General features: G+C 66.3%; 19 protein-coding genes. 13 read left to right on the top strand and 6 right to left on the bottom strand.

The genetic code is table 11. The features are described from left to right. Nucleotides 1-10: 10 nt before the first annotated feature. Nucleotides 11-433, top strand: coding sequence for an alternative ribosome rescue aminoacyl-tRNA hydrolase ArfB (arfB, locus tag ABIC16_RS08910; protein ID WP_354290802.1), 423 nt, complete (start codon nt 11-13; stop codon nt 431-433). Nucleotides 434-616: 183 nt separating this feature from the next. Here the strand turns inward: arfB and ABIC16_RS08905 are convergent, their stop codons facing one another. Next, nucleotides 617-1,267 carry an RluA family pseudouridine synthase gene (locus tag ABIC16_RS08905; protein ID WP_354290801.1) on the bottom strand — a complete coding sequence of 217 codons (651 nt, stop codon included), beginning with the start codon at nt 1,265-1,267 and terminating at the stop codon, nt 617-619. Nucleotides 1,268-1,354: 87 nt separating this feature from the next. Beyond that, entirely contained in the window at nt 1,355-3,688 is a 2,334-nt protein-coding gene (locus ABIC16_RS08900) for a TonB-dependent receptor (RefSeq protein ID WP_354290800.1), read from the bottom strand. Nucleotides 3,689-3,947: 259 nt separating this feature from the next. Between ABIC16_RS08900 and ABIC16_RS08895 the strand changes: the two genes are divergently transcribed. After that, the gene (locus tag ABIC16_RS08895; RefSeq protein WP_354290799.1) at nt 3,948-5,138 is read left to right on the top strand and encodes a molybdopterin molybdotransferase MoeA; all 1,191 of its coding nucleotides are present in this window, start codon (nt 3,948-3,950) and stop codon (nt 5,136-5,138) included. Nucleotides 5,139-5,194: 56 nt separating this feature from the next. Further along, nucleotides 5,195-5,869 carry a transcriptional repressor LexA gene (gene lexA, locus ABIC16_RS08890; RefSeq protein ID WP_354290798.1) on the top strand — a complete coding sequence of 225 codons (675 nt, stop codon included), beginning with the start codon at nt 5,195-5,197 and terminating at the stop codon, nt 5,867-5,869. Here the strand turns inward: lexA and ABIC16_RS08885 are convergent. Continuing rightward, complete coding sequence (locus tag ABIC16_RS08885; RefSeq protein ID WP_502958345.1) at nt 5,830-7,989, bottom strand: ComEC/Rec2 family competence protein; 2,160 nt, start codon at nt 7,987-7,989, stop codon at nt 5,830-5,832. The genes lexA and ABIC16_RS08885 overlap by 40 nt on opposite strands. A 202-nt stretch (nt 7,990-8,191) precedes the next feature. On the opposite strand from ABIC16_RS08885, the gene gltX reads away from it, so the two are divergent. From gltX to ABIC16_RS08870, 3 genes are read left to right on the top strand one after another with little or no spacing between them, the layout of a single operon-like run. Further along, nucleotides 8,192-9,649, top strand: coding sequence for a glutamate--tRNA ligase (gltX, locus tag ABIC16_RS08880; protein ID WP_354292290.1), 1,458 nt, complete (start codon nt 8,192-8,194; stop codon nt 9,647-9,649). 18 nt (nt 9,650-9,667) lie between these two features. Continuing rightward, nucleotides 9,668-10,954 carry a citrate synthase gene (locus ABIC16_RS08875; protein ID WP_277970716.1) on the top strand — a complete coding sequence of 429 codons (1,287 nt, stop codon included), beginning with the start codon at nt 9,668-9,670 and terminating at the stop codon, nt 10,952-10,954. Further along, nucleotides 10,951-11,136, top strand: coding sequence for a hypothetical protein (locus tag ABIC16_RS08870; protein WP_354290796.1), 186 nt, complete (start codon nt 10,951-10,953; stop codon nt 11,134-11,136). Before ABIC16_RS08875 ends, ABIC16_RS08870 begins: the two co-directional genes overlap by 4 nt. 131 nt (nt 11,137-11,267) lie before the next feature. On the opposite strand, the gene ABIC16_RS08865 is transcribed toward ABIC16_RS08870, so the two are convergent. Both ABIC16_RS08865 and ABIC16_RS08860 read right to left on the bottom strand, forming a co-directional pair. After that, on the bottom strand, nt 11,268-12,218 hold the full coding sequence (locus ABIC16_RS08865; protein ID WP_354290795.1) for a cation diffusion facilitator family transporter: 951 nt from the start codon (nt 12,216-12,218) through the stop codon (nt 11,268-11,270). A 28-nt stretch (nt 12,219-12,246) separates the two neighbouring features. Further along, the gene (locus ABIC16_RS08860; protein ID WP_354290794.1) at nt 12,247-13,659 is read right to left on the bottom strand and encodes an amino acid permease; all 1,413 of its coding nucleotides are present in this window, start codon (nt 13,657-13,659) and stop codon (nt 12,247-12,249) included. A gap of 210 nt (nt 13,660-13,869) precedes the next feature. Here ABIC16_RS08860 and ABIC16_RS08855 point away from each other — a divergent pair, with 210 nt between their 5' ends. The 4 genes from ABIC16_RS08855 (at nt 13,870) to otsA (ending at nt 19,056) form a co-directional block, all read left to right on the top strand. Next, nucleotides 13,870-15,069, top strand: a complete 1,200-nt coding sequence (locus ABIC16_RS08855) for a multidrug effflux MFS transporter (RefSeq protein WP_354292289.1) — start codon at nt 13,870-13,872, stop codon at nt 15,067-15,069. A 55-nt stretch (nt 15,070-15,124) separates the two neighbouring features. After that, nucleotides 15,125-15,808 carry a trehalose-phosphatase gene (gene otsB, locus ABIC16_RS08850; RefSeq protein WP_502958297.1) on the top strand — a complete coding sequence of 228 codons (684 nt, stop codon included), beginning with the start codon at nt 15,125-15,127 and terminating at the stop codon, nt 15,806-15,808. Between the two features lie 69 nt (nt 15,809-15,877). After that, nucleotides 15,878-17,659, top strand: a complete 1,782-nt coding sequence (locus ABIC16_RS08845) for a glycoside hydrolase family 15 protein (protein WP_277970721.1) — start codon at nt 15,878-15,880, stop codon at nt 17,657-17,659. Continuing rightward, nucleotides 17,656-19,056, top strand: coding sequence for an alpha,alpha-trehalose-phosphate synthase (UDP-forming) (otsA, locus tag ABIC16_RS08840; RefSeq protein WP_354290793.1), 1,401 nt, complete (start codon nt 17,656-17,658; stop codon nt 19,054-19,056). The genes ABIC16_RS08845 and otsA overlap by 4 nt, the downstream gene beginning before the upstream one ends. Here otsA and ABIC16_RS08835 read toward each other — a convergent pair. After that, on the bottom strand, nt 19,037-20,353 hold the full coding sequence (locus ABIC16_RS08835) for an MFS transporter (protein WP_354290792.1): 1,317 nt from the start codon (nt 20,351-20,353) through the stop codon (nt 19,037-19,039). The two genes, otsA and ABIC16_RS08835, sit on opposite strands and share 20 nt — an antisense overlap. Before the next feature lie 153 nt (nt 20,354-20,506). Between ABIC16_RS08835 and ABIC16_RS08830 the strand changes: the two genes are divergently transcribed. Genes ABIC16_RS08830 through ABIC16_RS08820 form a run of 3 tightly spaced genes read left to right on the top strand, consistent with a single transcriptional unit; the run spans nt 20,507 to nt 23,776 of the window. After that, entirely contained in the window at nt 20,507-21,241 is a 735-nt protein-coding gene (locus ABIC16_RS08830; RefSeq protein ID WP_354290791.1) for a SapC family protein, read from the top strand. Continuing rightward, nucleotides 21,228-22,286, top strand: a complete 1,059-nt coding sequence (locus tag ABIC16_RS08825) for a cupin-like domain-containing protein (RefSeq protein WP_502958296.1) — start codon at nt 21,228-21,230, stop codon at nt 22,284-22,286. The genes ABIC16_RS08830 and ABIC16_RS08825 overlap by 14 nt, the downstream gene beginning before the upstream one ends. Further along, nucleotides 22,283-23,776, top strand: a complete 1,494-nt coding sequence (locus ABIC16_RS08820; protein WP_354290789.1) for a tryptophan halogenase family protein — start codon at nt 22,283-22,285, stop codon at nt 23,774-23,776. Before ABIC16_RS08825 ends, ABIC16_RS08820 begins: the two co-directional genes overlap by 4 nt. Nucleotides 23,777-23,780 lie beyond the last annotated feature (4 nt).

Below are 23,780 nucleotides of genomic sequence, written 5' to 3'. Positions count from 1 at the left end.
GAGGCGATTCATGGTCGCCATTCCCGTCACCCGTTCGATCAGCATCGACAGCGACGAGCTCCTCGAATCGTTCACCCGTGCGGGCGGTCCGGGCGGGCAGCACGTCAACACCACCGACAGCGCGGTGCTGCTGCGCTTCGATGTCGGCGCGTGTCCGACGCTACCCGATGCGGTCAAGACCCGGCTCGCGGTGCTGGCAGGATCGCGGCTGACGCGCGAGGGCGTGCTGGTGCTGCGCAGCGAAGGCGCGCGGTCGCAATTGCTCAACCGCGCGGAAGTGCGCGAGCGGCTGATCGACATGATCCGCGAGGCAACGATTGTCCCCAAGCGCCGCCGCCCGACCAAGCCGTCCAAGGCGGCCAAGACCCGGCGGATGGAGGGGAAGACCAAGCGCGGGACGGTCAAATCGCTGCGCGGGCGGGTTACGGATTGATTGGGGCCCCTCGACTCCCGAACACCCCCCAACCGTTAGTGCTGAGTAGCGACCGAGTAGCCCCTCTCGGGGCGTATCGAGGGCGCGTATCGAAGCACCATTCCGCACTCAACCCTGTCCTTCGCTACGGGACGAACGGAAGGTGTGGAGCAGAGCCATGCCAAAAGACAGAAGCGCTGGCGTTCAGCCCTCGCTGAACCCCGCCGCTAGGAAGCGCTCGGGGAGCGGTGCCTTCGCCACGATCGACTCCTTGCCCGCGCGCGGGATCGTCAGTTCGGCGGCGTGGAGCAAAGTCTGCCCGCCGCCCTTGCCGTACACCGGATCGCCGACCACCGCCGCGCCAAGCCCTTCGAGCGCATGGACGCGGATCTGGTGGGTGCGCCCGGTTTCGGGAACGAATTCGACGAAGCTGCGCCCGTCCTTGACGTCGAGCACACGCCAGTGCGTCCGCGACGCCTTGCCCTGAGGGCTGCCGACCATCCGCCAGCCCTCCTCGACCGTGCTGACCTTCGCCAGCGCAATGTCGATCAGACCGCCCTCGCCCTCCACGACGCCGTCGAGCACCGCGAGATAGCGTTTGCGCACCAGCCCCTGTTCGAACGCCTGTTGCAGCTTCGCGTGCGCCTTGGGGTTGCGCGAGAGCAGCAGGCAGCCCGACGTATCGCGGTCGAGCCGGTGGACCGGAACCGGCCAGCGCTTGAACCCGAAGGTCAGCCCATCGAGGTGATTTTCAAGGCTCAGCGAACCGTCGCGGGGACGGTCGACCGGGAGCCCGGCGGGCTTGTCGATGACGAGCGCCTCGCCGTCGAGGAAGAGAACGTGATTTACCAGCATGCGCGCCTCTTGCCACCGGAAGCGCGCCCACGCCAGAGCCGCCGCGCCCACCAACCGCAAAGCGGCGGGGGGCGCGGCGGGATCGCGTCAGAACTTGCCCGCCAACGACACGCCGATGATGCGCGGATCGTTGAACACGGCGGCGTTGTAATTCTCGATCACGCCCTTGAGGTTCTTCTCGTTGGTGAGGTTGCGGACGAACACCGCCAGCTCATACTTGTTGTCGGGCGCGACATAGCCCGCCTTGAGGCCGGCCTCGAACGTGCCGTCCGAGGTGAACTCGGCGGTCTTGTACAGCACGAAGCTGGTGTAGCCCTGGACGTTGGCATCGCCCGCGAGGAACAGCGACCCGCCGTTGCCGAGCGGCACGTCGTAGCGCGCGGTCGCATTGAACTGATATTTCGGCGCATTCGGCAGCGGATTGCCGTCGATCTGGGCGAAGGTGTTCGCGCCCACCTTGATCGTCGGGTCCTGCACCGTGCAGGTGATCACGCCGCCCAGGATGCAGACCTGCGCGAAGACGCGCGGGTCGTTGATCTCGGAGTGGAGCACGCTGCCGCCGAGCCCGAGCGTCAACTGGCGCACCGGACGCCACGTCAGTTCGGCCTCTCCGCCCCACGCCTTCGCCTTGTCCGCGTTGAACAGCACGCCGTTGCCGAAGGAATCGTTGCCGTTCAGCTGGATGTCGCTGACTTCGTAATAGAATCCGGTCGCGTTGAAGCGCAGCGTGTTGCCGAACAGGTTCGACTTCACGCCCGCCTCATACGACATGATCGTCTCGGAATTGGCGGTGGTGAAGTCCGCGTTGAACACCGCCGAACGGCCCTGGATCGTCGGCCCGCGGAAGCCGCGCGCGACGCGGGCATAGACGCTGACGTTGCGGTCGAACTGGTACAGTGCGCTCGCGTCCCAACTCGGCTGCGTGTCCGACAGGCGGACGTAGCGACGCCCGGTGTAGCTCGACACGCCCGCCGCATTGGCGTTGGCTACGAGCAACCGGGTCGACTTGGTGTCGTTGGTGACGCGCACGCCGCCGGTCAGCGTCAGCTTCGGCACGATCTCGTAGCTGACCTGCCCGAAGCCGGCATAGGAGGTGTTGATGTCGCGCAGCAGCACGCGGTTGTTGGGGTTGGGGCGGGTGCCGTTGAGATCAGGCTGCGTCAGGAACACGCCGCGCTGTGCGAATTCGGTCACGTCGCGCGACTCGAAGTACATCCCGCCGATCTGCCACTTGAATCGCCCGGTGCCGTCGTCAGACAACCGGACTTCCTGCGTCAGCTGGTCGAGATCGCGGATCCGGCCCTGGCTCTCGCCGTAGAAGCGGGGGCCGGTGAAGTTGGTCGCGGCCCCGCCGTCGGTGTCGCCGCGGCTGTAGCCCGAGGTCGTCTCCCACGCGCTGATCGAGGTCAGCACGACCCCGCCGAAGTCGTTCTTGAGGTTCAGCGAGCCGCCATAGGTCTTGTACGCCTGCGGGTTGTTCGCCGCTTCGTCGAGCGCGACCGATGCGCGCGGCTCTGCGCTGACGTCGTTCGACCCGCGCTTGAGCGCGCCGCGATGGAAGATCGTCGAGGTGCCGCTATAATCGCGTGCATGTGCCGACAACAGGCCGGTGAAGCCGGTGTCGGGGGGGGTCAGCATCAACTGGACGCGGACGTCGCGCTCATCGAACCCGCCGAGCTTGTCCTTGCCGCCGACGGTGCCGTCCGCGCTGACGCCGGTGTAGGTATTGTCGACCCAGTTATCGCGGTGCTGGACCAGCCCCGACACGCGGAACGACAGCACGTCCTTGACGATCGGCCCGCCGATCCCTGCATCGAGCGTCGCGGTATTGTAGCTGCCGTAGGAGGCCGATGCGCGACCGTGGAAGTCGTTGGTCGGGCGGTTGGTGTCGAACTTGATGATGCCCGCGGTGGTGTTGCGACCGAACAGCGTGCCCTGCGGGCCGCGCAACACTTCAACCTGGCGGACGTCGAACACCGGGTTAGACTTGAGAACGACATGCTCGAGCACGACGTCGTCCTGGATGATCGACACCGGCTGCGACGCGCCGAGATAGAAATCGATGTTGCCCAGACCACGGATGTAGAAGCGCGGGAAGATGCGCCCGGTGGTCGTCTCGGCGTACAGGCCGGGAACGCGGTTGGCGAGTTCGAGCACGTCGCCGCCGCCGCTCTGGAACGCGCGCAAATCGTCACCGCCGACGACACCGACCGAGATCGGCACCTTCTGCAGGTTTTCGGTGCGGCGCTCGGCGGTCACGACGATGTCGCCCAGCCCGTCCTGGCTGGCCGACGCACCGACCGTCGCCGTGGCGGCCGCGGCGGGATCGCTCGCGGTCTGCGCCAGTGCCGTGCCCGTGGCGAACAAAGCGGAGCCGGCGGCCCCGGCGAGCAACAGCGATTTGACGACGGTCTTGGTCACGAATTTCCCCTTTGATCGAACTCGGCAAGCCGCCGCCCGACGCCGTCGCCCGCACCATCGGTGTCGCGCGCGCTTGGGTTTTGCTGTGTGGAGGCTTCCGTGACCGGGGCGCTAGACAGCGATTGTTGCTGAATTATGACAAAGTTGGACGCTGCACCCGCATCGTTAAAGTCGCTGACGGACTGTGGCCGGTCTGCATCACTTATCGCCGATCGTCGGGGGTCGACGGACACTGGTTCAAGACGTTAGGGAACGCCTAATGACTCAGCCCCCCGCCCTGCTTGCCGTTGCCGACGCGCTGTCCCGGCTCCTTGCGCTCGCGCCTGTCATTGCGACGGAAACCGTGCCGTTGCGCGCCGCCGCGGGGCGATGGGCAACCAGCGACGTCGCCGCCAATCGGACGCAACCCGCGCGCGACCTGTCGGCGATGGACGGCTACGCCGTTCGCTTCGATGATCTGGGCGGCCCCTTGCGGCTGATCGGCGAAAGTGCGGCGGGCAACCCGTTCGACGGCACCCTCGGCGCGGGTGAAACCGTGCGCATCTTCACCGGTGCGGCGCTCCCGCCAGGCGCCGACGCGGTGCTCGTCCAGGAGGAAGCCGCCCGCGATGGCGATATCGTTCGACGGTCGGGCGACGGGCCGGTGCGTGGTGGCAATATCCGGCGCGCCGGGATCGATTTCACCCATAACGATACGCTGATCGCGATGGGCGACCGGCTGACACCAGCACGGATCGCGCTCGCGGCAAGCGGCGGGCACGGCAGCCTGACGGTCGCGCGCCGGGTGCGCGTCGCGATCGTGGCGAGCGGGGATGAACTCACCCTGCCCGGCGCGCCCTTGAGCGACCGGACCTTGCCGGAATCGAACGGGGTGATGCTGGCGGCAATGCTGGCCGACCTTCCCGTGGAGATCATCGATCTTGGGATCCTCCCCGATCGGCTCGACACGATCACCGATGCGTTCCGGACGGTCGAAGCCGATATCCTGGTGACCACCGGCGGCGCATCGGTCGGGGATCACGACCTGATCCGTCCGGCGCTGGCAGCGGCGGGTGGCGCGATCGACTTCTGGCGGATCGCGCTGCGCCCGGGCAAGCCGATGCTCGCGGGGAAGATCGGCGACATGCTGGTCCTCGGTCTTCCGGGTAACCCGGTGTCGGCCTTCGTCACCGCAACGATCTTCCTGAAACCGCTGATCGCCGCGATGGCGGGTGCGCGCGATCCGCACCCCGTTTTCTACCCCGCCATTCTCGGCGCCCCCGTGCGCGAAAACGATCGGCGGCAGGATTACATGCGCGCGGTTACGCGCGATGGACGCGTCTATGTCGCCGAGCGGCAGGACTCGTCGCTGCTCAAGACGCTTGCCGGGGCGGATTGCATGATCGTGCGCGCGCCCTTCGCGCCGGCCGCTGCGGTGGGCGACTCGGTGGAAATCCTGCCGATCGCTTGACGCCTGACTTTATGTTCCGTATAGGTTCGTCGTCTGTTCCGACGAAAGGGCCCGGAATGCTTACACGCAAACAGCATGAGTTGATCTGCTTCATCAACGACCGGCTGGAGGAGACGGGAGTCTCGCCCTCGTTCGAGGAAATGAAGGAAGCGCTCGACCTGAAATCCAAGTCGGGGGTCCACCGCTTGATCAGCGCGCTGGAAGAACGCGCGTTCATCCGCCGCCTCCCCAATCGGGCGCGCGCGCTCGAAGTGCTCAAGATGCCCGAACGCGGCACGAAGACCCCGGTTCGCGCCACGCCCGAAGCAGCGCCCGCCAACGTCCGCGTCCTGCCCGCCCCCGCCAACGACGTGATCGAGATCCCGCTCCACGGCCGGATCGCGGCCGGTATGCCGATCGAGGCGTTCGAGGGTGCGTCGATGTTGTCGGTGCCGGCGGCCCTGCTCGGCGGCGGCGAACATTATGCGCTGGAAGTCGCAGGGGATTCGATGGTCGAGGCCGGGATTCTCGATGGCGATTATGCGCTGATCAAGCGCCAGGACATCGCGCGCGACGGCGAGATCGTCGTGGCGCTGATCGACGACAGCGAAGCGACGCTCAAGTTCTTCCGCCGCGAAGGCGCGATGGTGCGGCTCGATCCGGCGAACCGGGCCTACGATCCGCAGCGCTACACACCTGCGCAGGTCCGTGTTCAGGGCAAGCTTGCCGGATTGCTGCGCCGGTACGACTGACCCGGCATGGCATGCCGCCAGCGGAAGCCGTGGCGGCGGGCAGGATAGGATCGGGGCCGCTCGGGCGGCAGGATCCACGGGTGCGCGTCTTCCGGATGGCGTACCATCTTGATGGTTGGCGAACCGGGTCCCTTCCCGGTCGGCCAGAAGGACGGCGCGGAAAAGGTGATCGTCACGCCCCCCGTCCGCGCCAGCGTAGCGCGATCGAGCCGCAACCACCGGGGGTGACAGCCGCGCGGAAGCCTGCGGTCGCTGATCGCAATATCCGCGGTTGCACAGGCGTGGAGCAGCGCATCGATCGGGACAGTATAGGCGCTGCGGGTGGCCAGCACGGTCCAGCGGCGATTACCCGTAGCGCGTTCCGCCAGGCACAGATCGCGGCTGCAGCGCGCATCGCGCTGGTCCGACCACAAGACCGGTAGCCCCGCCACGCCGCCGCCCTGCGCCAGCATGTCCGCGGTATAATCCCCGGTCCGATCGCGCAGCAGCGCGACGTCGCCCTGCGCCGTGCGGATCGCGACATGACGCCCATCACCGGTGACCAGCACGTCGGGGGCGGGTGTCGCAATCGCCCAGGTCGCACCGATCGCGAACGGGACGACCCCAAGGGCACGCCACCGCGTCCGCCATAGCGTAACCCAGATCCCGCCGATCGCCATCGCGGCATAGGCAGCGCCGGGCATCGCCGGTAGCGGTGCGACCGACCCCGGGATCGCCGCGGTCGTCCGCGCGATCCACAACAGCAGCTCGATCGCTTGGCGCGTGACCCACCAAAAGGGTTCCCCGAGGCCCGCGGTATCGAACAGCAACGCCGCCGCCTCGAGTGGCATGATGACGAACGTCGTCAGCGGGATCGCACAGATGTTGGCGACCGCGCCGTACACCCCCGCCTTCTGGAAATGATAGAGCGAGATCGGCAGCAACGCCGCCTCGACCACCAGACCCGTCATCAGCAACGATCCCAGACTTCGCCCCAAGCGTTTCAGCCGAGGCTCTTCCCGCGGCGCGGCGAAGCCGCGGATCCCCGGATGATCGTTCCACGCGATGATCGCGGCCACCGCTGCGAAGGAAAGCTGGAAACTCGGCCCGGCCAGCGACTCCGGATAGAGCAGCAACACCACCAGCGCGCCCGCTGCGACCAGCCGCAAGGTCAACGCCTCCCGCCCCAGCGCGAGTGCGAGCAGGACGCACAACGCCGCGACGCACGAGCGGATCGTCGGCACCTCCGCCCCCGTCAGCAGCGTATAGCCGACCGCGACCAACGCCCCCGCCGCGCCCGCGACGAAGGGCAATCGGTATCGCAGCGCCAACCACGGGAACACCGCCAGCACGTGCGTGACGAGGATCATCGTCGCCGCCACCGCCGCCGAGATGTGCAACCCACTCACCGAAAGCAGATGCGCCAGGCCCGACCGCCGCATCGCCTCGGTATCCGCGACCGGTATCGATCCCTGATCCCCGGTGGCGAGCGCGGCGGCGATCCCGCCCGCGCCGCCACCGTCCGCCTGCGTCTGGATGTGCTGCGAGAGACGCGCGCGTAGTCCGGGCAGCACCGACGGCCGCCCCGGCGTGACGATCGTCACCGGAGCGAAGCCGCGGCCGGTTGCGCCGATCCCGTCGAACCAGGCGCTCCGCGCATAATCATACGCACCCGGCACGGCGGGCTCGGGCGGCGGCAGCAAGCGCGCGGAGAGCCGCAGCACCGCGCCCGAGGTCAACCCGGCGGGAACGTCGATCGTCGCGAGATTGACCCGCAAATGGCGCGGCAAGCGCGGCACCGGGCGCGTGCCTGCCTCGGGGCGCGGGAGGACGGCGATCGGCGCCAGCCGAAGCCGCACGAGGTCGCGCGCCGGGAGCGGCTCGATCCGTTCGACCCGTGCGGTGAAGGTCGCGATCGTCGGGCGCGTCAGGACGACATGGGCGACGTGGTCCGACCGCCACCAGATCAGGCCGATCCCGAGCGCGAGCGTCGCTGCGGCCACCGCGATGCTGCGCGCGGCACGCCCGTGGCGCCCGATCGTCGCGCCGCCCAGCGCGACACCCGACGCGCCGAGGATCGCGATCCGCCAGCTCGCGGCGTCCGGGAGGATGAACCATAAGGCGATCCCAGCGCCGAGCATCACGGGCAGCCACAACGGAAGTTGGTCGCGTTCCGCCTCGAGCCAGCGTTCGATGGCACGCGCCAGACAACGGCCAGCAACGAAAAATTGCGACAGCCATCCGCGCACGCCGATTTGAAGCGCTGGAAAGCGCGTGCTAGGGGCGCTGCAGGCTGATCCGGCCATCGAATTTCTAGTCTGGGAGTATGCGCGGTTGAGCGCAATCACTGAAACCACTGCAGCGACCGACGGCACGCGCACCACGACCCCCGGCACCGAGGTCGTGACGCGCTTCGCGCCCTCGCCGACCGGCTTCCTGCACATCGGCGGCGCGCGCACCGCGTTGTTCAACTGGCTGTATGCGCGGCATCACGGCGGGCGGTTCCTGCTGCGGATCGAGGATACCGATCGCGCGCGCTCGACTCAGCCCGCGATCGACGCGATCCTGACCTCTTTGCGCTGGCTCGGGCTCGATTGGGATGGCGAAGAAGTGTATCAGTCGGCGCGTGCCGATCGCCACGCCGAAGTCGCGCATCGCATGGTCGAGCATGGCCACGCCTATCGCTGCTACCTGACGACCGAAGAGCTCGCCGCGATGCGCGCCGAGGCCGAGGCGGCGAAGAAGCCGCTCCGCGTCCGCAGCCCGTGGCGCGACAAGGCGGCGGAAGCCGACGACAGCCGTCCGTTCGTGGTCCGCCTCAAGGCGCCGACCGATGGCGCGGTGACGATCGAAGATCGCGTCCAGGGGTCGGTCACGGTGCAGAATGCCGAACTGGACGACCTCGTCCTGCTCCGCTCGGACGGCACGCCGACCTATATGCTCGCGGTCGTGGTCGACGATCACGACATGGGCGTGACGCACGTGATTCGCGGCGACGATCATCTCAACAACGCGTTCCGCCAATTGCCCATCATACGGGCAATGGATGCGATCGAGGGCGGCTGGCCCGATCCCGTTTACGCACATATTCCGCTGATCCACGGGTCGGATGGTGCGAAGCTTTCGAAGCGCCACGGTGCGGTCGGGGTGGAATATTATCGCGACGAGTTGGGCATGCTGCCCGAAGCGCTCGACAATTACTTGCTGCGGCTGGGTTGGGGCCATGGTGACGACGAAATCATCAGCCGTACCCAAGCCGTCGAATGGTTCGATCTTGCCGGAGTCGGCAAGTCGCCGTCGCGCTTCGACTTCAAGAAGCTCGAGAATTTGAACGGGCAGTACATCCGTGTTGCGGACGATGAGCGGCTCGCTACGCTGGTAGCGGATCGGCTTGATTTCGCACCGACGGAGGAGCAACGCGGTCTTCTTGGTCGAAGCATGGCGTCGCTCAAGCCGCGCGCCGCCGATCTGCTCGATCTGGCGAACGGCGCGGCCTTCCTGTTTCGGAAACGCCCGCTGGAAATGGATCGCGATGCCACCGCGCTCGTTTCCGGTGAGGCGCCGAAGCTCCTCGCCCGGCTGCACGCAGCGCTTGACGCGCTCGAAAGCTGGGATACGGAGAGCCTCGAAACTGCGGTACGGCAGGTTGCCGATGACGCAGGAGTCAAACTCGGCCAGGTCGCGCAACCCCTTCGCGCGGCCCTGACCGGGCGGAAGACCTCCCCCGGAATCTTCGATGTGCTCGAGTTGCTCGGGCGCGAAGAAAGTCTTGGTCGGATCGCCGACCAGATGATCGTTTAAGGCACGAAAGGACAACCGATGACCGACACCGCCAAGCTGAGCGCCGCCGGCAAGGACCTCGATTTGAAGGTCATGCACGGCAGCGTCGGTCCCGACGTGATCGATATCCGCAAGCTGTATGCGCAGACGGGTATGTTCACCTACGATCCGGGCTTCACCTCGACCGCGAGCTGCGACTCCGCGATCACCTATATCGATGGTGACGAAGGCGTGCTGCTCCACCGCGGCTACCCGATCGGGCAGCTGGCCGAGCAGTCGAGCTTCATGGAGGTCTGCCACCTTCTCCTCAACGGCGAGCTGCCGACCAAGGCGGAACTCGACAAGTTCAGCTACACGATCAGCCGTCACACGATGTTGCACGAGCAGCTCGCGACCTTCTATCGCGGCTTCCGTCGCGATGCGCACCCGATGGCGATCATGTGCGGCGTCGTCGGCGCGCTGTCGGCCTTCTACCAGGATTCGGCGGACATCACCGATCCGCAGCAGCGCATGATCGCGAGCCATCGCCTCATCGCCAAGATGCCGACGATCGCGGCGATGGCGTATAAGTATTCGATCGGCCAGCCGTTCATGCATCCGCGCAACGACCTGAGCTACACCGGCAACTTCCTGCAGATGACCTTCGGCGTGCCCGCTGAGGAATATGTGGTGAACCCGGTGGTCGAGAAGGCAATGGACCGGATCTTCATCCTCCACGCCGATCACGAGCAGAACGCGTCGACCTCGACGGTGCGTCTTGCAGGGTCTTCGGGCGCGAACCCATTCGCGTGCATCGCGGCCGGCATCGCCTGCCTGTGGGGCCCGGCGCATGGCGGCGCCAATGAAGCGGCGCTCAACATGCTGCGCGAGATCGGCACGGTCGACCGCATCCCCGAGTATATCGCGCGCGCCAAGGACAAGAACGATCCGTTCCGCCTGATGGGCTTCGGTCACCGCGTGTACAAGAACTACGATCCGCGCGCGACCGTGATGCAGCAGACCGTGCGCGAAGTGCTCGGCGAGCTCGGCGTGACCGATCCGGTGTTCGACGTCGCGATCGCGCTCGAGGAAATGGCGCTCAGCGACCCATACTTCATCGAGAAGAAGCTGTTCCCGAACGTCGATTTCTATTCGGGCGTGATCCTCTCGGCGATCGGTTTCCCGACGACGATGTTCACGGCATTGTTCGCGCTCGCCCGCACCGTCGGCTGGGTCGCGCAGTGGAACGAGATGATCTCGGATCCAGAGCAGAAGATCGGCCGTCCGCGGCAGCTCTACACCGGCCCGACGCAGCGCGATTACGTGGCGCTGGACGCGCGTAAGTGAAAACCCTGGTGGCTCTTGTCGGCGTGCTTGCCACGCTGATGGGGCTGCTGTGGATTGGTCAGGGGCTCGGGCTGGTGCATTGGCCGGCATCGAGCTTCATGATCGCGCAGACGCAATGGGCCGTGTACGGCGCGGTCCTCGCGGCGATTGGCCTCGCGGCGATCTGGTGGTCGCGCCGATAGACTCTTCTAAAGCCCCTCCCCTTCAGGGGAGGGGTTGGGGGTGGGGCAGTCCAGCGGGGACCAACGTGTGGATTCGCGGCACGTCCCCACCCCAACCCCTCCCTTGAAGGGGAGGGGCTAAGGAAGAGGCATTACTCCTCCTCCGCCACCCTCAGCGTCGCGGCATTCTCGCTTTTCTCCGGGCGGATGTAGATCGACGACAACATCGGCTCCGCCGCCTTGAGCTCGGTTTCGATCGTTTCGATCAGCGTTTCCGCCTCCCCCAGCGTCAGCGAATCACGGAAGTCCGCGCTGATCGCGACGAAGATGCTCTGCGGCGCGGTGTGGATCGTGCGGACGTGGTTGACCGCGGTGATGTCCGGATACCCAGAAACGATCCCCTCGACCCGCGCGACGATGACAGGGTCCGCGCCCTCCCCGATCAGCAACCCCTTCGCCTCGCGCGCCAGCAACATCGCAACGACGCCGAGAATGACGCCGATGAGGATCGAGGCGACGCCGTCGATCCGCGGATCAGCATAGGCATGGCTCGCCCATACGCCGATCGCCGCGACGATCAGCCCGGCGAGCGCCGCCGAATCCTCGAACAGGACGATGAACCCGGTCGGATCCTTCGACCGGCGCACCGCCTGCCACCAGCCGCGACCTTGGTTGTCCTTGGCGAAACCGCGCATCGCGAGGAACCATGACCCGCCCTCCAACAGGAAGGCGACGCCCAGGACGACATAATTGACGAGCGGATCGCGGAGCGGCTCGGGCTCCTCGATATGCACCCAGCCTTCGTAGACCGACACACCCGCACCGACGCCGAAGATCAGGATCGCGACGACGAAGCTCCAGAAATACAGCTCGCGACCATAGCCGAACGGATGCGCGGTATCGGGCGGGCGCTTGCCGCGATGCTGGCCGTAGAGCAGCAGCAGCTGGTTGAGGCTGTCGACGACCGAGTGGAACCCCTCGGTCAGCATCGACGACGACCCGGTGATCGCCGACGCGATAAACTTCGCCACGGCAATGCCGAGGTTCGCCGCAAGGGCAGCGAAGATCACCAGATTGGATTCGCCTCGTTTGGCAGCGGACATGCTTGTGGTTTCCTGTTTCCGGCGCCGATCAGACGACCATCGTCGCGCGGGCCCGGCCGTAGACGAAGTACACAACCAGCCCCAATACGTTCCAACCCAGGAACGAAAGCTGCGTCACCACCTGCAAACTGGTGAAAAGATAGACGCACCCAAGGATCGCGAGCGGCGCGACGATCCACGCCAGCGGCATCCGGAACGGCCGGCGCGCATCCGGCGAACGTCGGCGCATCACCAGCACGCACGCCGCCACCGCGACGAACGCGCAGAGCGTCCCCGCATTGGCGAGGCTGGCGATCACGTCGATCGGCATCAACGCGGCGATCACCGCGACGAACAATGCGGTCACGATCGTGACGCGCGCAGGCGTCCCGCGCTTCGAAACGCGTGCGAGCGCGGGCGGGAGGAAGCCGTCGCGCGCCATGACGAGGAAGATCCGGCTCTGACCGTACAGAAACCCCAGCAGCACCGTCGGCAAGGCGATCGCCGCCGCCGCTGCGATGACGGTGGCGATGCCGGGCTGGCCCAACTGGACGAGGATCAGCGCGAGCGGCTCCGCGCTCTTGCCGAACACGCTGTAATGGACCGCACCGACCGCGGCGAGCGCGACCACGATATAGATGATCGTGCAGGCCACCATCGACCCGACGATCCCGATCGCCAGATCGCGCTCCGGGTTCTTGGTTTCCTCCGCTGCGGTCGAGATCGCGTCGAAGCCGTAGAAGGCGAAGAAGATGATCGCGGCGGCACCCATCATCCCGTATTTGACCCCGTCCGCGCCCGCGACGCTGCCATAGCCATAAGGCGCGAACGGCGTGAGATTGGCGGTGTCGAAGTGCGGCAGCGCGACGATGACGAACAACGTCAGCGTGACGATCTTGAGGATCACCAGCGCGCTGTTGATCCGCGCGCTCTCGCGCGTACCCAGCGTCAGCAGCCCGGCGACGACCGCGATGATGAACACCGCCGGCAGGTTGATCCCGAACGCGCCCGCAGCACTGGGCCCATGCGTCAGCACATCGGGCAGGACGATGCCCACCCCCGCCAGGAACCGCACGGCATAGCTCGACCACCCGACCGCGACTGCCGAGACGACGAGCGAATATTCGAGGATCAGGCTCCATCCGACGACCCAGGCGATGATCTCGCCGAGAACGGCATAGCTGTAGGTATAGGCGCTGCCCGACGCCGGGATCATCGTCGCCATCTCGGCGTAGCACAACGCCGCGCAGGCACAGATGGCGCCTGCGACGACGAAGCTCAGCAACACGGCGGGGCCCGCCCGGTCGGATGCCACGCCGATCAGCGTGAGGATCCCCGTCCCCACGATCGCCCCGACCCCTAGCGCGACGAGATGCGGCCAGGACAGCGTCCGCGCGAGCTGATGCTCGGCGGGCTGCTCCGCGCCGGTCTTGATGATCTTGCGGCGCAACAGACTGGCCATGCTTCCCCCGGGATTTTTCTATCGTTGGTCGAGCGCCTTACAGTGGGAGGGTCGCTGGAGGAAAGCCCCCGGGCGGCGGGGGTGGTAATCGTGGCGCGAGTCCCCCGTTCGATTCCATCAGACAGCGGGCAAGCCCGCCATCCCCCATGGCCTATCCCACCCCACCGCATTAAGCGGTCGCGCATGACCAGTCCCTCCCCCGCCGTCCCGATGCACCGGCATGAGTTCGTCGCCTTCGTCGCGGCCTTGATGGCGGTGAACGCGCTTGGCGTCGACCTGATGCTGCCAGCGCTGGCCGACATCGGGCGCGACCTGTCGATCGCGACCGCCAATCACCGGCAGTGGATCATCACCTTCTATATGCTCGGCTTCGGAGTCGGGCAGCTTGCCTATGGCCCGCTGACCGATCGCTACGGGCGCAGGCCGATCCTGCTCATCACGCTGGTCGGCTTCGTCGCCGCGAGCATCTTCGCGGCGAGCTCCGCAACCTTTCCGGCGCTGATCGGCGCGCGCGTCCTGCAGGGGCTGATGTCGGCGGCGACGCGGGTGCTGGCGGTGGCGATCGTGCGCGACAACTTCTCGGGCCGGACGATGGCGCGGACCCTGTCGATCGCGCAGATGATCTTCTTCCTCGTGCCCATCCTCGCGCCGAGCCTGGGGCAGATGCTGCTCGTCATCGGACCGTGGCGGTTCATCTTCTACGCGCTGGCCGGGTTCGCCGCGTTCGTGCTGGCGTGGACATTCGCGCGCCTCCCCGAGACGTTGCGCGTCGAGAGGCGCGTGCCGATTTCGCTCGCCACGCTCAGCGCGTCGTACCGGCTGACGCTGACCAACCGCGATTCCGCAGGCTATGCGGTGGCGGCGTCGCTGACCTTTGGCGGGATCATCGCGTTCGTCGCGTCGTCGCAGCAGATCTTCGTCGAGGAATTCCACGCGGGCGACCGGTTCACGATCCTGTTCGCGGTGTGCGCCTTCTCGATGGGGTGTGCATCGTTCGCCAACAGCCGGTTGGTCGAGCGGCTGGGGACACGGCTGATCTCGCAGGCGGCGGTGTTCGGGCTGATCGGCCTGTCGGTGCTGCATCTCGGGGTGATCGCGCTGGGGGACGAGACCCTCGTCACCTACATGATCTTCCAGGCGCTCAGCATGACGTGCATCGGGCTTTGCGGGTCGAACTTCGGCGCGATGGCGATGGAGCCGGTCGGGCACATCGCGGGCACGGCCTCGTCCGTCCAGGGGTTCATCGTCAGCGTCGGCGCAGTGCTGGTCGGGTCCGCGATCGGCCAATCGTACAACGGCACGACGCTTCCGCTCGCGATCGGATATCTCGCGATCGGTGTGGCGGTTCTGCTTCTGATCCTGGTGATCGAGAACGGCAAGCTGTTCCAGCCGCGCATGCTGGATCACTAGAAGCCATCCACGACGCGGGGTGACGCGCACCGCCAAGCGTTGCTATCGGGCGCGGATGATGACTTCCCCCCCGGATTCGCCACCGCCCGTCTCGCTCCTGCAGGGAGCGGCGCTGTTTCTCGATTTCGACGGGACGCTCGTCGAACTCGCCGAACGCCCGGAGCTGGTGCATGTCGATGCGCGCCTCGCCGCCCTGCTCGACCGCCTGCGCGTGAAGCTGGACGGACGCGTCGCGATCATCAGCGGGCGTTCGGTCGACAGCATCCTCGGGCTTTTCGGTCCGTTGCCGATCACGATCGCCGGAAGTCACGGCCTGGAGGTACAATCGTACGACGGAAAGCGCTCGCTACCGGAACGACCGGTTGCCCTCGATCGTATTCTGCAGACCATGACAGACTTTGCACATACGACACCCGGCCTGTTGGTCGAGGAGAAACCCTTTGGCGCAGCGCTCCACTATCGCGGCGCGGCGCATATGGAAGACGCCGCGAACGCCCTCGCGCGGACGCTGGCCGACGAGACCGCGCTGCACCTTCAGACCGGCAAGATGATGGTCGAGCTGCGCGTCGGCGGTGGCGACAAGGGATCGGCGTTGCGGCGCTTGATGGCGGAATCCCCGATGCGCGGGTTCACGCCGGTCTTCCTCGGGGATGACGATACCGATGAGCCCGCGATGGTCCGTGGCTGCCGCCGAACACGGCGGTGCGGGGATCCTGATCGGCGCGCCGCGCGAGAGTAGTGCGCGCTATCGCCTGCCCGACGTCGACGCCACGCTCGACTGGCTAGAACGCGCTTGCGAGGGTGCGGCATGAGCTCGCTCGATCTTTGGCCGATCGGCAATTGCCAGGTCAGCGCGCTGGTCGACCGCGCCGGCAGCTTCGTATGGGGCTGCGTGCCGAGGATCGACGGCGACCCGTTGTTCTCCGCGCTGCTCGGCGGCGAGAAGCCCGAGCGTGGCTATTGGGGGATTGCGATCGAGGACAGCGTCTCGGTCGAACAGCATTACATCCGCAACACCCCGATCCTGATCACGCGGCATACCGACAGCGGCGGAAACGCGATCGAGGTGATCGATTTCTGCCCGCGCTTCGTCAGCAATGGCCGCAGCTATCGCCCGGTATCGTTCGCGCGGATCGTCCGCCCGGTCGCGGGCAGCCCGCGGGTCCGCATCCAGTTGCGTCCGACGTGTGGCTGGGGCGGCACGTGCAACGAGAAGATCGGCGGGTCGAACCACATCCGTTTCCTGCTCGAGACGATGTCGCTGCGCCTGAGCACGACCGCGCCGGTCGGCATGATCCAGAACGAATTGCCGTTCCGGGTCGAACGGCCGCTGCACTTCTTCCTCGGGCCGGACGAGAGTTTCGCTGGCGATCTCGCCGAGACGCTGGATGCGATGCTCGCGAAGACCACGGCGCACTGGCAGGAATGGGTCCGCGGCCTCGCGATCCCGCTCGAATGGCAGGACGTGGTGATCCGCTCGGCGATCACGCTCAAGCTGTGCCAGCATGAGGAAACCGGCGCGATCGTCGCGGCGATGACCACGTCGGTCCCGGAACATGCTGGTTCGCAGCGCAACTGGGATTACCGCTACTGCTGGGTGCGCGATGCCTATTATACCGTGCAGGCGCTCAACCGCCTGGGCGCGCTCGACGTGCTCGAGGGGTATCTCGGCTATCTGCGCAACATCGTCGATGCGGCGGCGGGCGGCCACATCCAGCCGCTGTACGGCGTGCTCGGCGAGGCGCAGCTCGAGGAACGCGAGGAACCCGCGCTTCCGGGCTATCGCGGGATGGGCCCGGTGCGCGTCGGCAATCAGGCGTATGAGCAGATCCAGCACGACGCGTACGGCCAGATCGTGTTGTGCAGCGTCCATGCCTTCTTCGACACGCGTCTGTTCCGGCTCGCCGGGCTCGAGGATTTCGAATCGCTCGAACATGTCGGCGAACGCGCCTGGGCGAATTACGACCAGCCCGACGCGGGTCTATGGGAGTTGCGGACGCGACAGAGCGTGCATACCTATTCATCGGCAATGTGCTGGGCGGCGTGCGACCGGCTCGCCAACGCCGCGCACAAGCTCGGGCTCTCCGAGCGTGCAATACTATGGCAGGAACGCGCGCAAACCATCCGCGAACGGATCGAAACCGCTGCCTGGCGGCCCGAAACCCGACGCATGTCGGCAACTTTTGCAGGCGATGATCTCGATGCGAGCCTGTTGCAGCTGCTCGACCTGCGTTTCCTCGAGCCCGAGGATCCCCGCTTCATCGATACGCTGAAGGCTGCGGAGGAAGGGCTGCGACGCGGCTCGTTCATGCTGCGCTATGCGATCGAGGACGATTTCGGGATGCCCGAAACTGCCTTCAATGTCTGCACGTTCTGGCTGATCGAGGCGCTCCACTTCACGGGGCGCAGCGAAGATGCCCGCGCCCTGTTCGAGGAGATGCTCGCACGGCGGACCGCCGCGGGTCTGCTGTCCGAGGACATCGAACCGGAAACGGGTGAATTGTGGGGGAATTATCCCCAAACCTATTCGCTGGTCGGCATGATCAATTGCGCCGCCCTGCTGAGCAAACCGTGGAGCTCAATCCGATGACACGGCTGGTAATCATCTCAAACCGCGTTTCCGCCCCCAAGGGGTCGGAGTCGGGTGCCCAGGGTGGCCTGGCGGTCGCGCTGCAATCCGCGTTGCGGCAATATCGCGGCGTGTGGTTCGGCTGGTCAGGGGAGCGGACCGATCACTTCACCGGCGACATCAACTTCCATCGCAACGACGGCGTGACGACCGCGACGATCGACCTGGAAGACCAGGATATCGACGAATATTACAACGGCTACGCCAACCGGACGTTGTGGCCGCTGTTCCACTACCGCGTCGATCTTGCTGAATATGAACGAGATTTTGCAGGCGGGTATCAGCGCGTCAACGAACGCTTCGCGGCCACCGTCCACCCGCTGATCGAGACCGAAGACGTCGTGTGGATCCAGGATTACCACATGTTCCCGCTCGGCGACGAACTGCGCAAACACGGGTGCAAGAACCGGATCGGCTTTTTCCTCCACATCCCGTGGCCACCGCGCCGCTTGCTGTCGATCTTGCCGGAAGCGCAGGAGCTCGTCCGTCGGCTCTTCGCCTATGACGTGATCGGGTTCCACACCGAGGAGTGGCTGGAAAGCTTCCTCGATTTCGTCCGTCTAGAAATGGGCGCGTCGGTATCCGACGACGGCATCGTGACACTCGGCGAGCGGAGCGTCCGCGTGCTCGCCTGTCCGATCGGGATCGACGCACCGGAATTTGCCGACCTTGCGCGCAGTGTTGTGGCACGGCTCACCTATCGCCGGATGCGTGACAGCGCGGATGGTCGCGACATGATCGTCGGGGTTGACCGGCTCGATTATTCCAAAGGTCTGGAAGAACGCTTCCTCGGCTACGAACGGTTTCTCGTCGAGCATCCCGAAGAACGCAAGGAAGTGTTCCTGCTCCAGATCGCCCCGCCATCGCGCGGCGCGGTGGGGAGCTATCAACGCATCCGCAACACGCTCGAGAGCCTGTCGGGGCGGATCAACGGTGCGTATGCCGATGTCGACTGGGTGCCGATCCGCTACGTCAATCAGGGCTATGGCCGCGATACGCTGGCCGGCATCTATCGGGCGTCCAAGATCGGGCTCGTTACGCCACTGCGCGACGGGATGAACCTCGTTGCCAAGGAATATGTCGCCGCGCAGGACCCGGAAGACCCCGGCGTGCTGATCCTGTCGCGCTTTGCCGGAGCGGCGGCGCAGCTGACCGAGGCAATTCTCGTAAACCCCTACAGCGCCGAGGAAATGTCGGATGCGATCCAGCGCGCCTTGCGGATGGACCGGGACGAGCGAATTCGGCGCTGGCGCGCGTGCATGGATTCGATCGAGGAGCAGGACATCAATTGGTGGCGCGAGACGTTCCTAGCGGCGCTGATTTCGTCCAGCGACACCGCTACGTCCGCGGCAGCCTGATCGGGCTGCGGACGATCGGGGGGCCGTGCTCGGAGGAAGGTCGTTCCGGACCTCCGATCCGCGTGCAGCAGAACGCGAACATTGCGATGCCAAGGTAGCACACCCCCGGTAGCAGCAGCGCATTGCCAAGACCCACTCGGTCAGCGAGCCCCCCAGTCAGCACCGGGACGATCGCCCCCCCGACCACCGCCATGCACAGCAGCATCGACGCGTGCGGCGCGAGGCTCTTGTCGTCGGGCAACGACAAAGCGAACAGCATCGGGTACATGATCGAGTTGCAGAGCCCGACTGCGAGCAACGCAATCGCGCCAAGCACGCCCTGCGCCTGCGTCGCGACGACGACGAGCACCATCGCCGCAACCGCCGCAAACGCCAGCAAGCGGGGCGGCGGTACGCGGGTGATGATCGCAGCACCCACGAACCGCCCCAGCATCGCCCCGCCCCAGTACAGGCTGACGAGCCGCCCCGCCGTGATCGGCTCGACCGCGAGGATTTCGGGCGCAATGAGATACCCGGCCAGCAGCCCGCCGATCGTGACCTCCGCCCCGACATAGGCAAACATTGCGAGCGACCCGGCCACCAGTCTGCGATCGGCAAGCAAGCGACGCACCTCGCCCACGCCAACGCGACGCGGGTTCGGCATTCCCGCCAGCAACCCCCGGTTCGCCCAGAAGGCGCGCGCCAACCCAAGCAGCACGAGCATGCACGCGACGAACGGGATCGCCAGCATCGTCCACGCCCCGTCCGACGTGGCGCTGCCATGGTCCGCGAACATGAACCACGCGCCAATCAACGGCGCCAGTACCGTGCCGACCGCATTGAACCCTTGCAGCAATGTCACGCGCGGGATCGCGCGTCGCGCAGGCTCGACCACGGCGACCGTCACGCTGCAGGCAATCTGCAGGAACGTCACGCCCGCCGACAGCGTCAGCAACGCGAGCAGCACCACCGCGTAACTGTGTAGCGCCGCCGCACCGACGAAGCTGACGCACCCCACCGCCATGACCAGCAGCCCCGTCGCAATGCCGCGCATGTAGCCGATCCGCACCAACCAGGCGGTGATCGGCAGCGCGAACAGCAGATAGCTTGAATGAAAGGCGAACTGGACCAAGGATGACTGGACGTAATCCAGCGCCATCAACAACTTGAGCCGCAGCACCAGCAAGCTGACGAGCGACACGACGAACCCGCCCATGAAATACGGGCCGATCGACAGCGCGAACATCCGTTGCGCGCGCTTAGGATCCGGGGCGATGCCGTCGGCGGGAGTCTGCGAGGACGGAGCTGGGCGCGACATCTGAGTGATCTGTTTACCCGGTCACCGCGCACGTGCAATGATTGCGTCGACCGCGGCAGAAACCATGCAGCGGTTCCTGGGGAGGACCATCGCGGGGCCGCGCTCGGCTGCACGGTGGCAGGATAAGATCTGATAGGGGGCACAGCGGCGACTATGACCGGACCGGTTCATTCAAGTACCCCCGTCCTGCTCAACAACGTTGATCATCACGACGTCGGCATCGTCACGACGCGCGGTGCGCCGTGGGGGGACCATGTCAACGAGGTCACCGTCTTCCCTACGGAATTCGAAGCGCTCGCGCGGGACTATACGATCCTGTTCCGGCGTTCGGGTAATGGTGCGCTGCGCGCTTCGGTGCTGCTCGGGCTGGACCGGGGCGAGAACCTGTTCGTCGCGGACGGGTCGTGGAACGCCCGCTTCGTGCCCGCGCTGATGCAACGCGGTCCGTTTTCGATCGGCGTTCCTCCCCCCGGCGAACCGGGCGAGCCGATGATTCATATCGATCTTTCCGATCCGCGCGTGAGCAGGACGACGGGGGAGCCGGTCTTCCGCGATCACGGCGGGAATGCACCGTATCTCGATCACGTCAGCGGAATCTTGCGGACGATCTACGCCGGGGAGCAGGTCACGCCCGCGATGATGCAGGCATTTGCCGAAGCGGGGCTGATCGAGGAAGCGACCCTCGATCTCGATCTGGGGGATGGTCGCCGGTATGCCATTGCCGATGTCTGTTTCCTCTCGGCGGACCGGTTTGCGGCGCTCGACGGCCCGGCGCTGGCAAAACTGCATGCTGGGGACTTCCTGCGCTGCGCGGTCTGGGCGATCAGCTCGCTCGGCAACCTGTCCGCGTTGCTCGATCGAAAGCGGGTGCGCGATGCCGCCGGTTGAGCCGGCTGGGCGTCCTGCCGTGGTTCGCGCTACAGCCGAGCGATCCGACATCGCGATCGATTCGATCGCAGTAAGCGCGCTGATCGCGGAGGGACGACCGATCGTCCTGAAGGGCGCGGCGCGCGACTGGCCGCTGGTCAAGGCCGGGCGCGAATCGCCTGCCGCGGCGGCAGCGTTGCTCCGCGCGGCGGACGGCGGGCAACCGGTCGTGGTCTATGTCGGCGCGCCGGCGATCGGCGGACGCTTCCACTACACCGAGGATGCGACCGGGATGAACTTCTCGTCGGAGCGCGCAGCCGCGTTCGGTGCGGTGCTGGACCGGCTGCTCGACCTGCCCGACGACGCGACTGCGCCCGCCGTGTATCTCGGGTCGACCGACATCGACACGTATCTTCCCGGCCTGCGCGCGGCCAACGATATCGTCCCGTCCGACGGCACCTTCACGGATCACCCTCCGCTTGCCAGCATCTGGATCGGCAACCGCACGATCGCCGCGACGCATTGGGACATGTCGAACAACATGGCGGTGTGCGTCGCAGGGCATCGCCGCTTCACGCTGTTCCCGCCCGATCATGTGAGCAACCTCTACCCCGGCCCGATCGAACCAACCCCGGCCGGGCAGGTCGTCAGCATGGTCGACCTCCGCGCGCCCGATCTTGAGCGCTATCCGCGCTTCGCCGAAGCGCTGGAGGCGGCCGAAGTGGCGGAACTCGAACCGGGTGACGTGCTGATCTACCCCGCGTTGTGGTGGCACCATGTCGAGGCGCTGGACGGCTTCAACATCCTGGTGAACTATTGGTGGAACAGTGTTCCCGCATTCCTGGATACGCCGATGACGACGCTGCTGCACGGATTGCTGAGCCTGCGGGGGCGCCCCGAAGCCGAACGGCAGGCGTGGCGCGCGATGTTCGATCATTATCTCTTCGGCGCGTCCGACGTCGCCACCGCGCATCTTCCGCCCCCGGCGCACGGGCCGCTCGCGCCGCTCGACGCCATGGCCGCGCGGCGGCTGCGCGCGATGGTCGCCAACCGGCTCAACCGATGACCGACCCCCGCCCCCTTCCGCAAAAGCGTGTCGTCATCGCCGGCGGCGGGACCGCCGGTTGGCTTGCCGCGACGGCGCTCGCGCGGCAGCTTGCCGGGCTGGTCGAGGTCACACTCGTCGAATCCGACGATATCGGCACGATCGGGGTCGGGGAATCGACGATCCCGACGATCAACGCCTTCCACAAGTTCATCGGCGTGGACGAGGACGCATTCATCCGCGCGACCGGCGCGACGTTCAAGCTTGGGATCGCGTTCGAACAGTGGGACCGGATCGACGCCCGCTATTTCCATGCGTTCGGATCGGTCGGGCGATCCACGTTCGTCGCCGATTTCCAGCATTTCTGGCTCGAAGCCCGCGCGCGCGGGTTCGGCGGCGACTATGGCGACTATTCGCTCGAACTGCAGGCAGCGGCGGCGCAGCGCTTCGCGCTCGATCCCGACCGGACGCTTGCCTATGCCTACCACCTCGATGCGACCGGCTATGCGCACTTCCTGCGGGGGATCGCGACATCAGCGGGCGTGCGGCGCGTCGAGGGCCACATCGCGCAGGTCGAGCGGAACAGCGAAAGCGGTGCGATCGCCGCGCTGCTGATGGGCTCGGGCGAGCGGATTGTCGGGGATTTCTTCATCGATTGCACCGGCTTCCGCGCGTTGTTGATCGAGGATGCGCTGGAGACGGGGTTCGAGGACTGGTCGCACTGGTTGCCGACCGATCGCGCCTTTGCCGTCCAGACCGAGTCGGACGGGCCACCCCTGCCCTACACGCGTGCGATCGCGCATGGCGAAGGGTGGCGCTGGAAGATCCCGTTGCAGAATCGCACCGGCAATGGCCTGGTCTATTCGAGCAAGTATCTCTCTGATGATGCCGCGCGCGACCGTTTGCTCGCCGCGCTCGACGGTCGGCCGCTGACCGAACCGCGTCAGATCCGCTTTACCAGCGGGATGCGGAAGCGGGTCTGGAACCACAACTGCCTGTCACTCGGCTTGGCCAGCGGCTTCGTAGAACCGCTTGAATCGACCAGCATTCATCTTGTCATGGTCGCGGTGACGTGGCTGATCCAGAATTTCCCGTTCGGGGAAGACAGCGCGGCCCTGGCGGAACGGTTCAACCAACGCACCCGCCGCGAGTGGGAGCAGGTTCGCGACTTCATCATCCTGCATTACGTGCTGACCCAGCGGGATGACACCCCCTTCTGGCGCTCACGCCGCGAGCTGACGGTCCCGGACGGTCTGGCGAGCCGGATCGCGTTGTTCCGTGAGTCCGCCACGGCCTATCAGGACAAGGACGAGCTGTTCCGGACCGATAGCTGGATCGAAGTAATGCTGGGCCAGGGCGTGGTCCCGCGCAGTCATCACCGATTGCCCGCGACGATGCCGACCGAGCACCTCCGTGCCGCGTTGGCCGACCTCAAACGCGGGGTGTCCGCAACGGTCGAGCGGCTGCCGCCCTATGCGACGTTCCTGCAGCAGTATGCCCGCGCCGAGTGAAGGG

The organism is Sphingomonas sp. PvP055, from assembly GCF_040546365.1.
Classification (GTDB): domain Bacteria; phylum Pseudomonadota; class Alphaproteobacteria; order Sphingomonadales; family Sphingomonadaceae; genus Sphingomonas; species Sphingomonas echinoides_A.
This window is presented reverse-complemented; position numbering and strand designations above follow the sequence as displayed.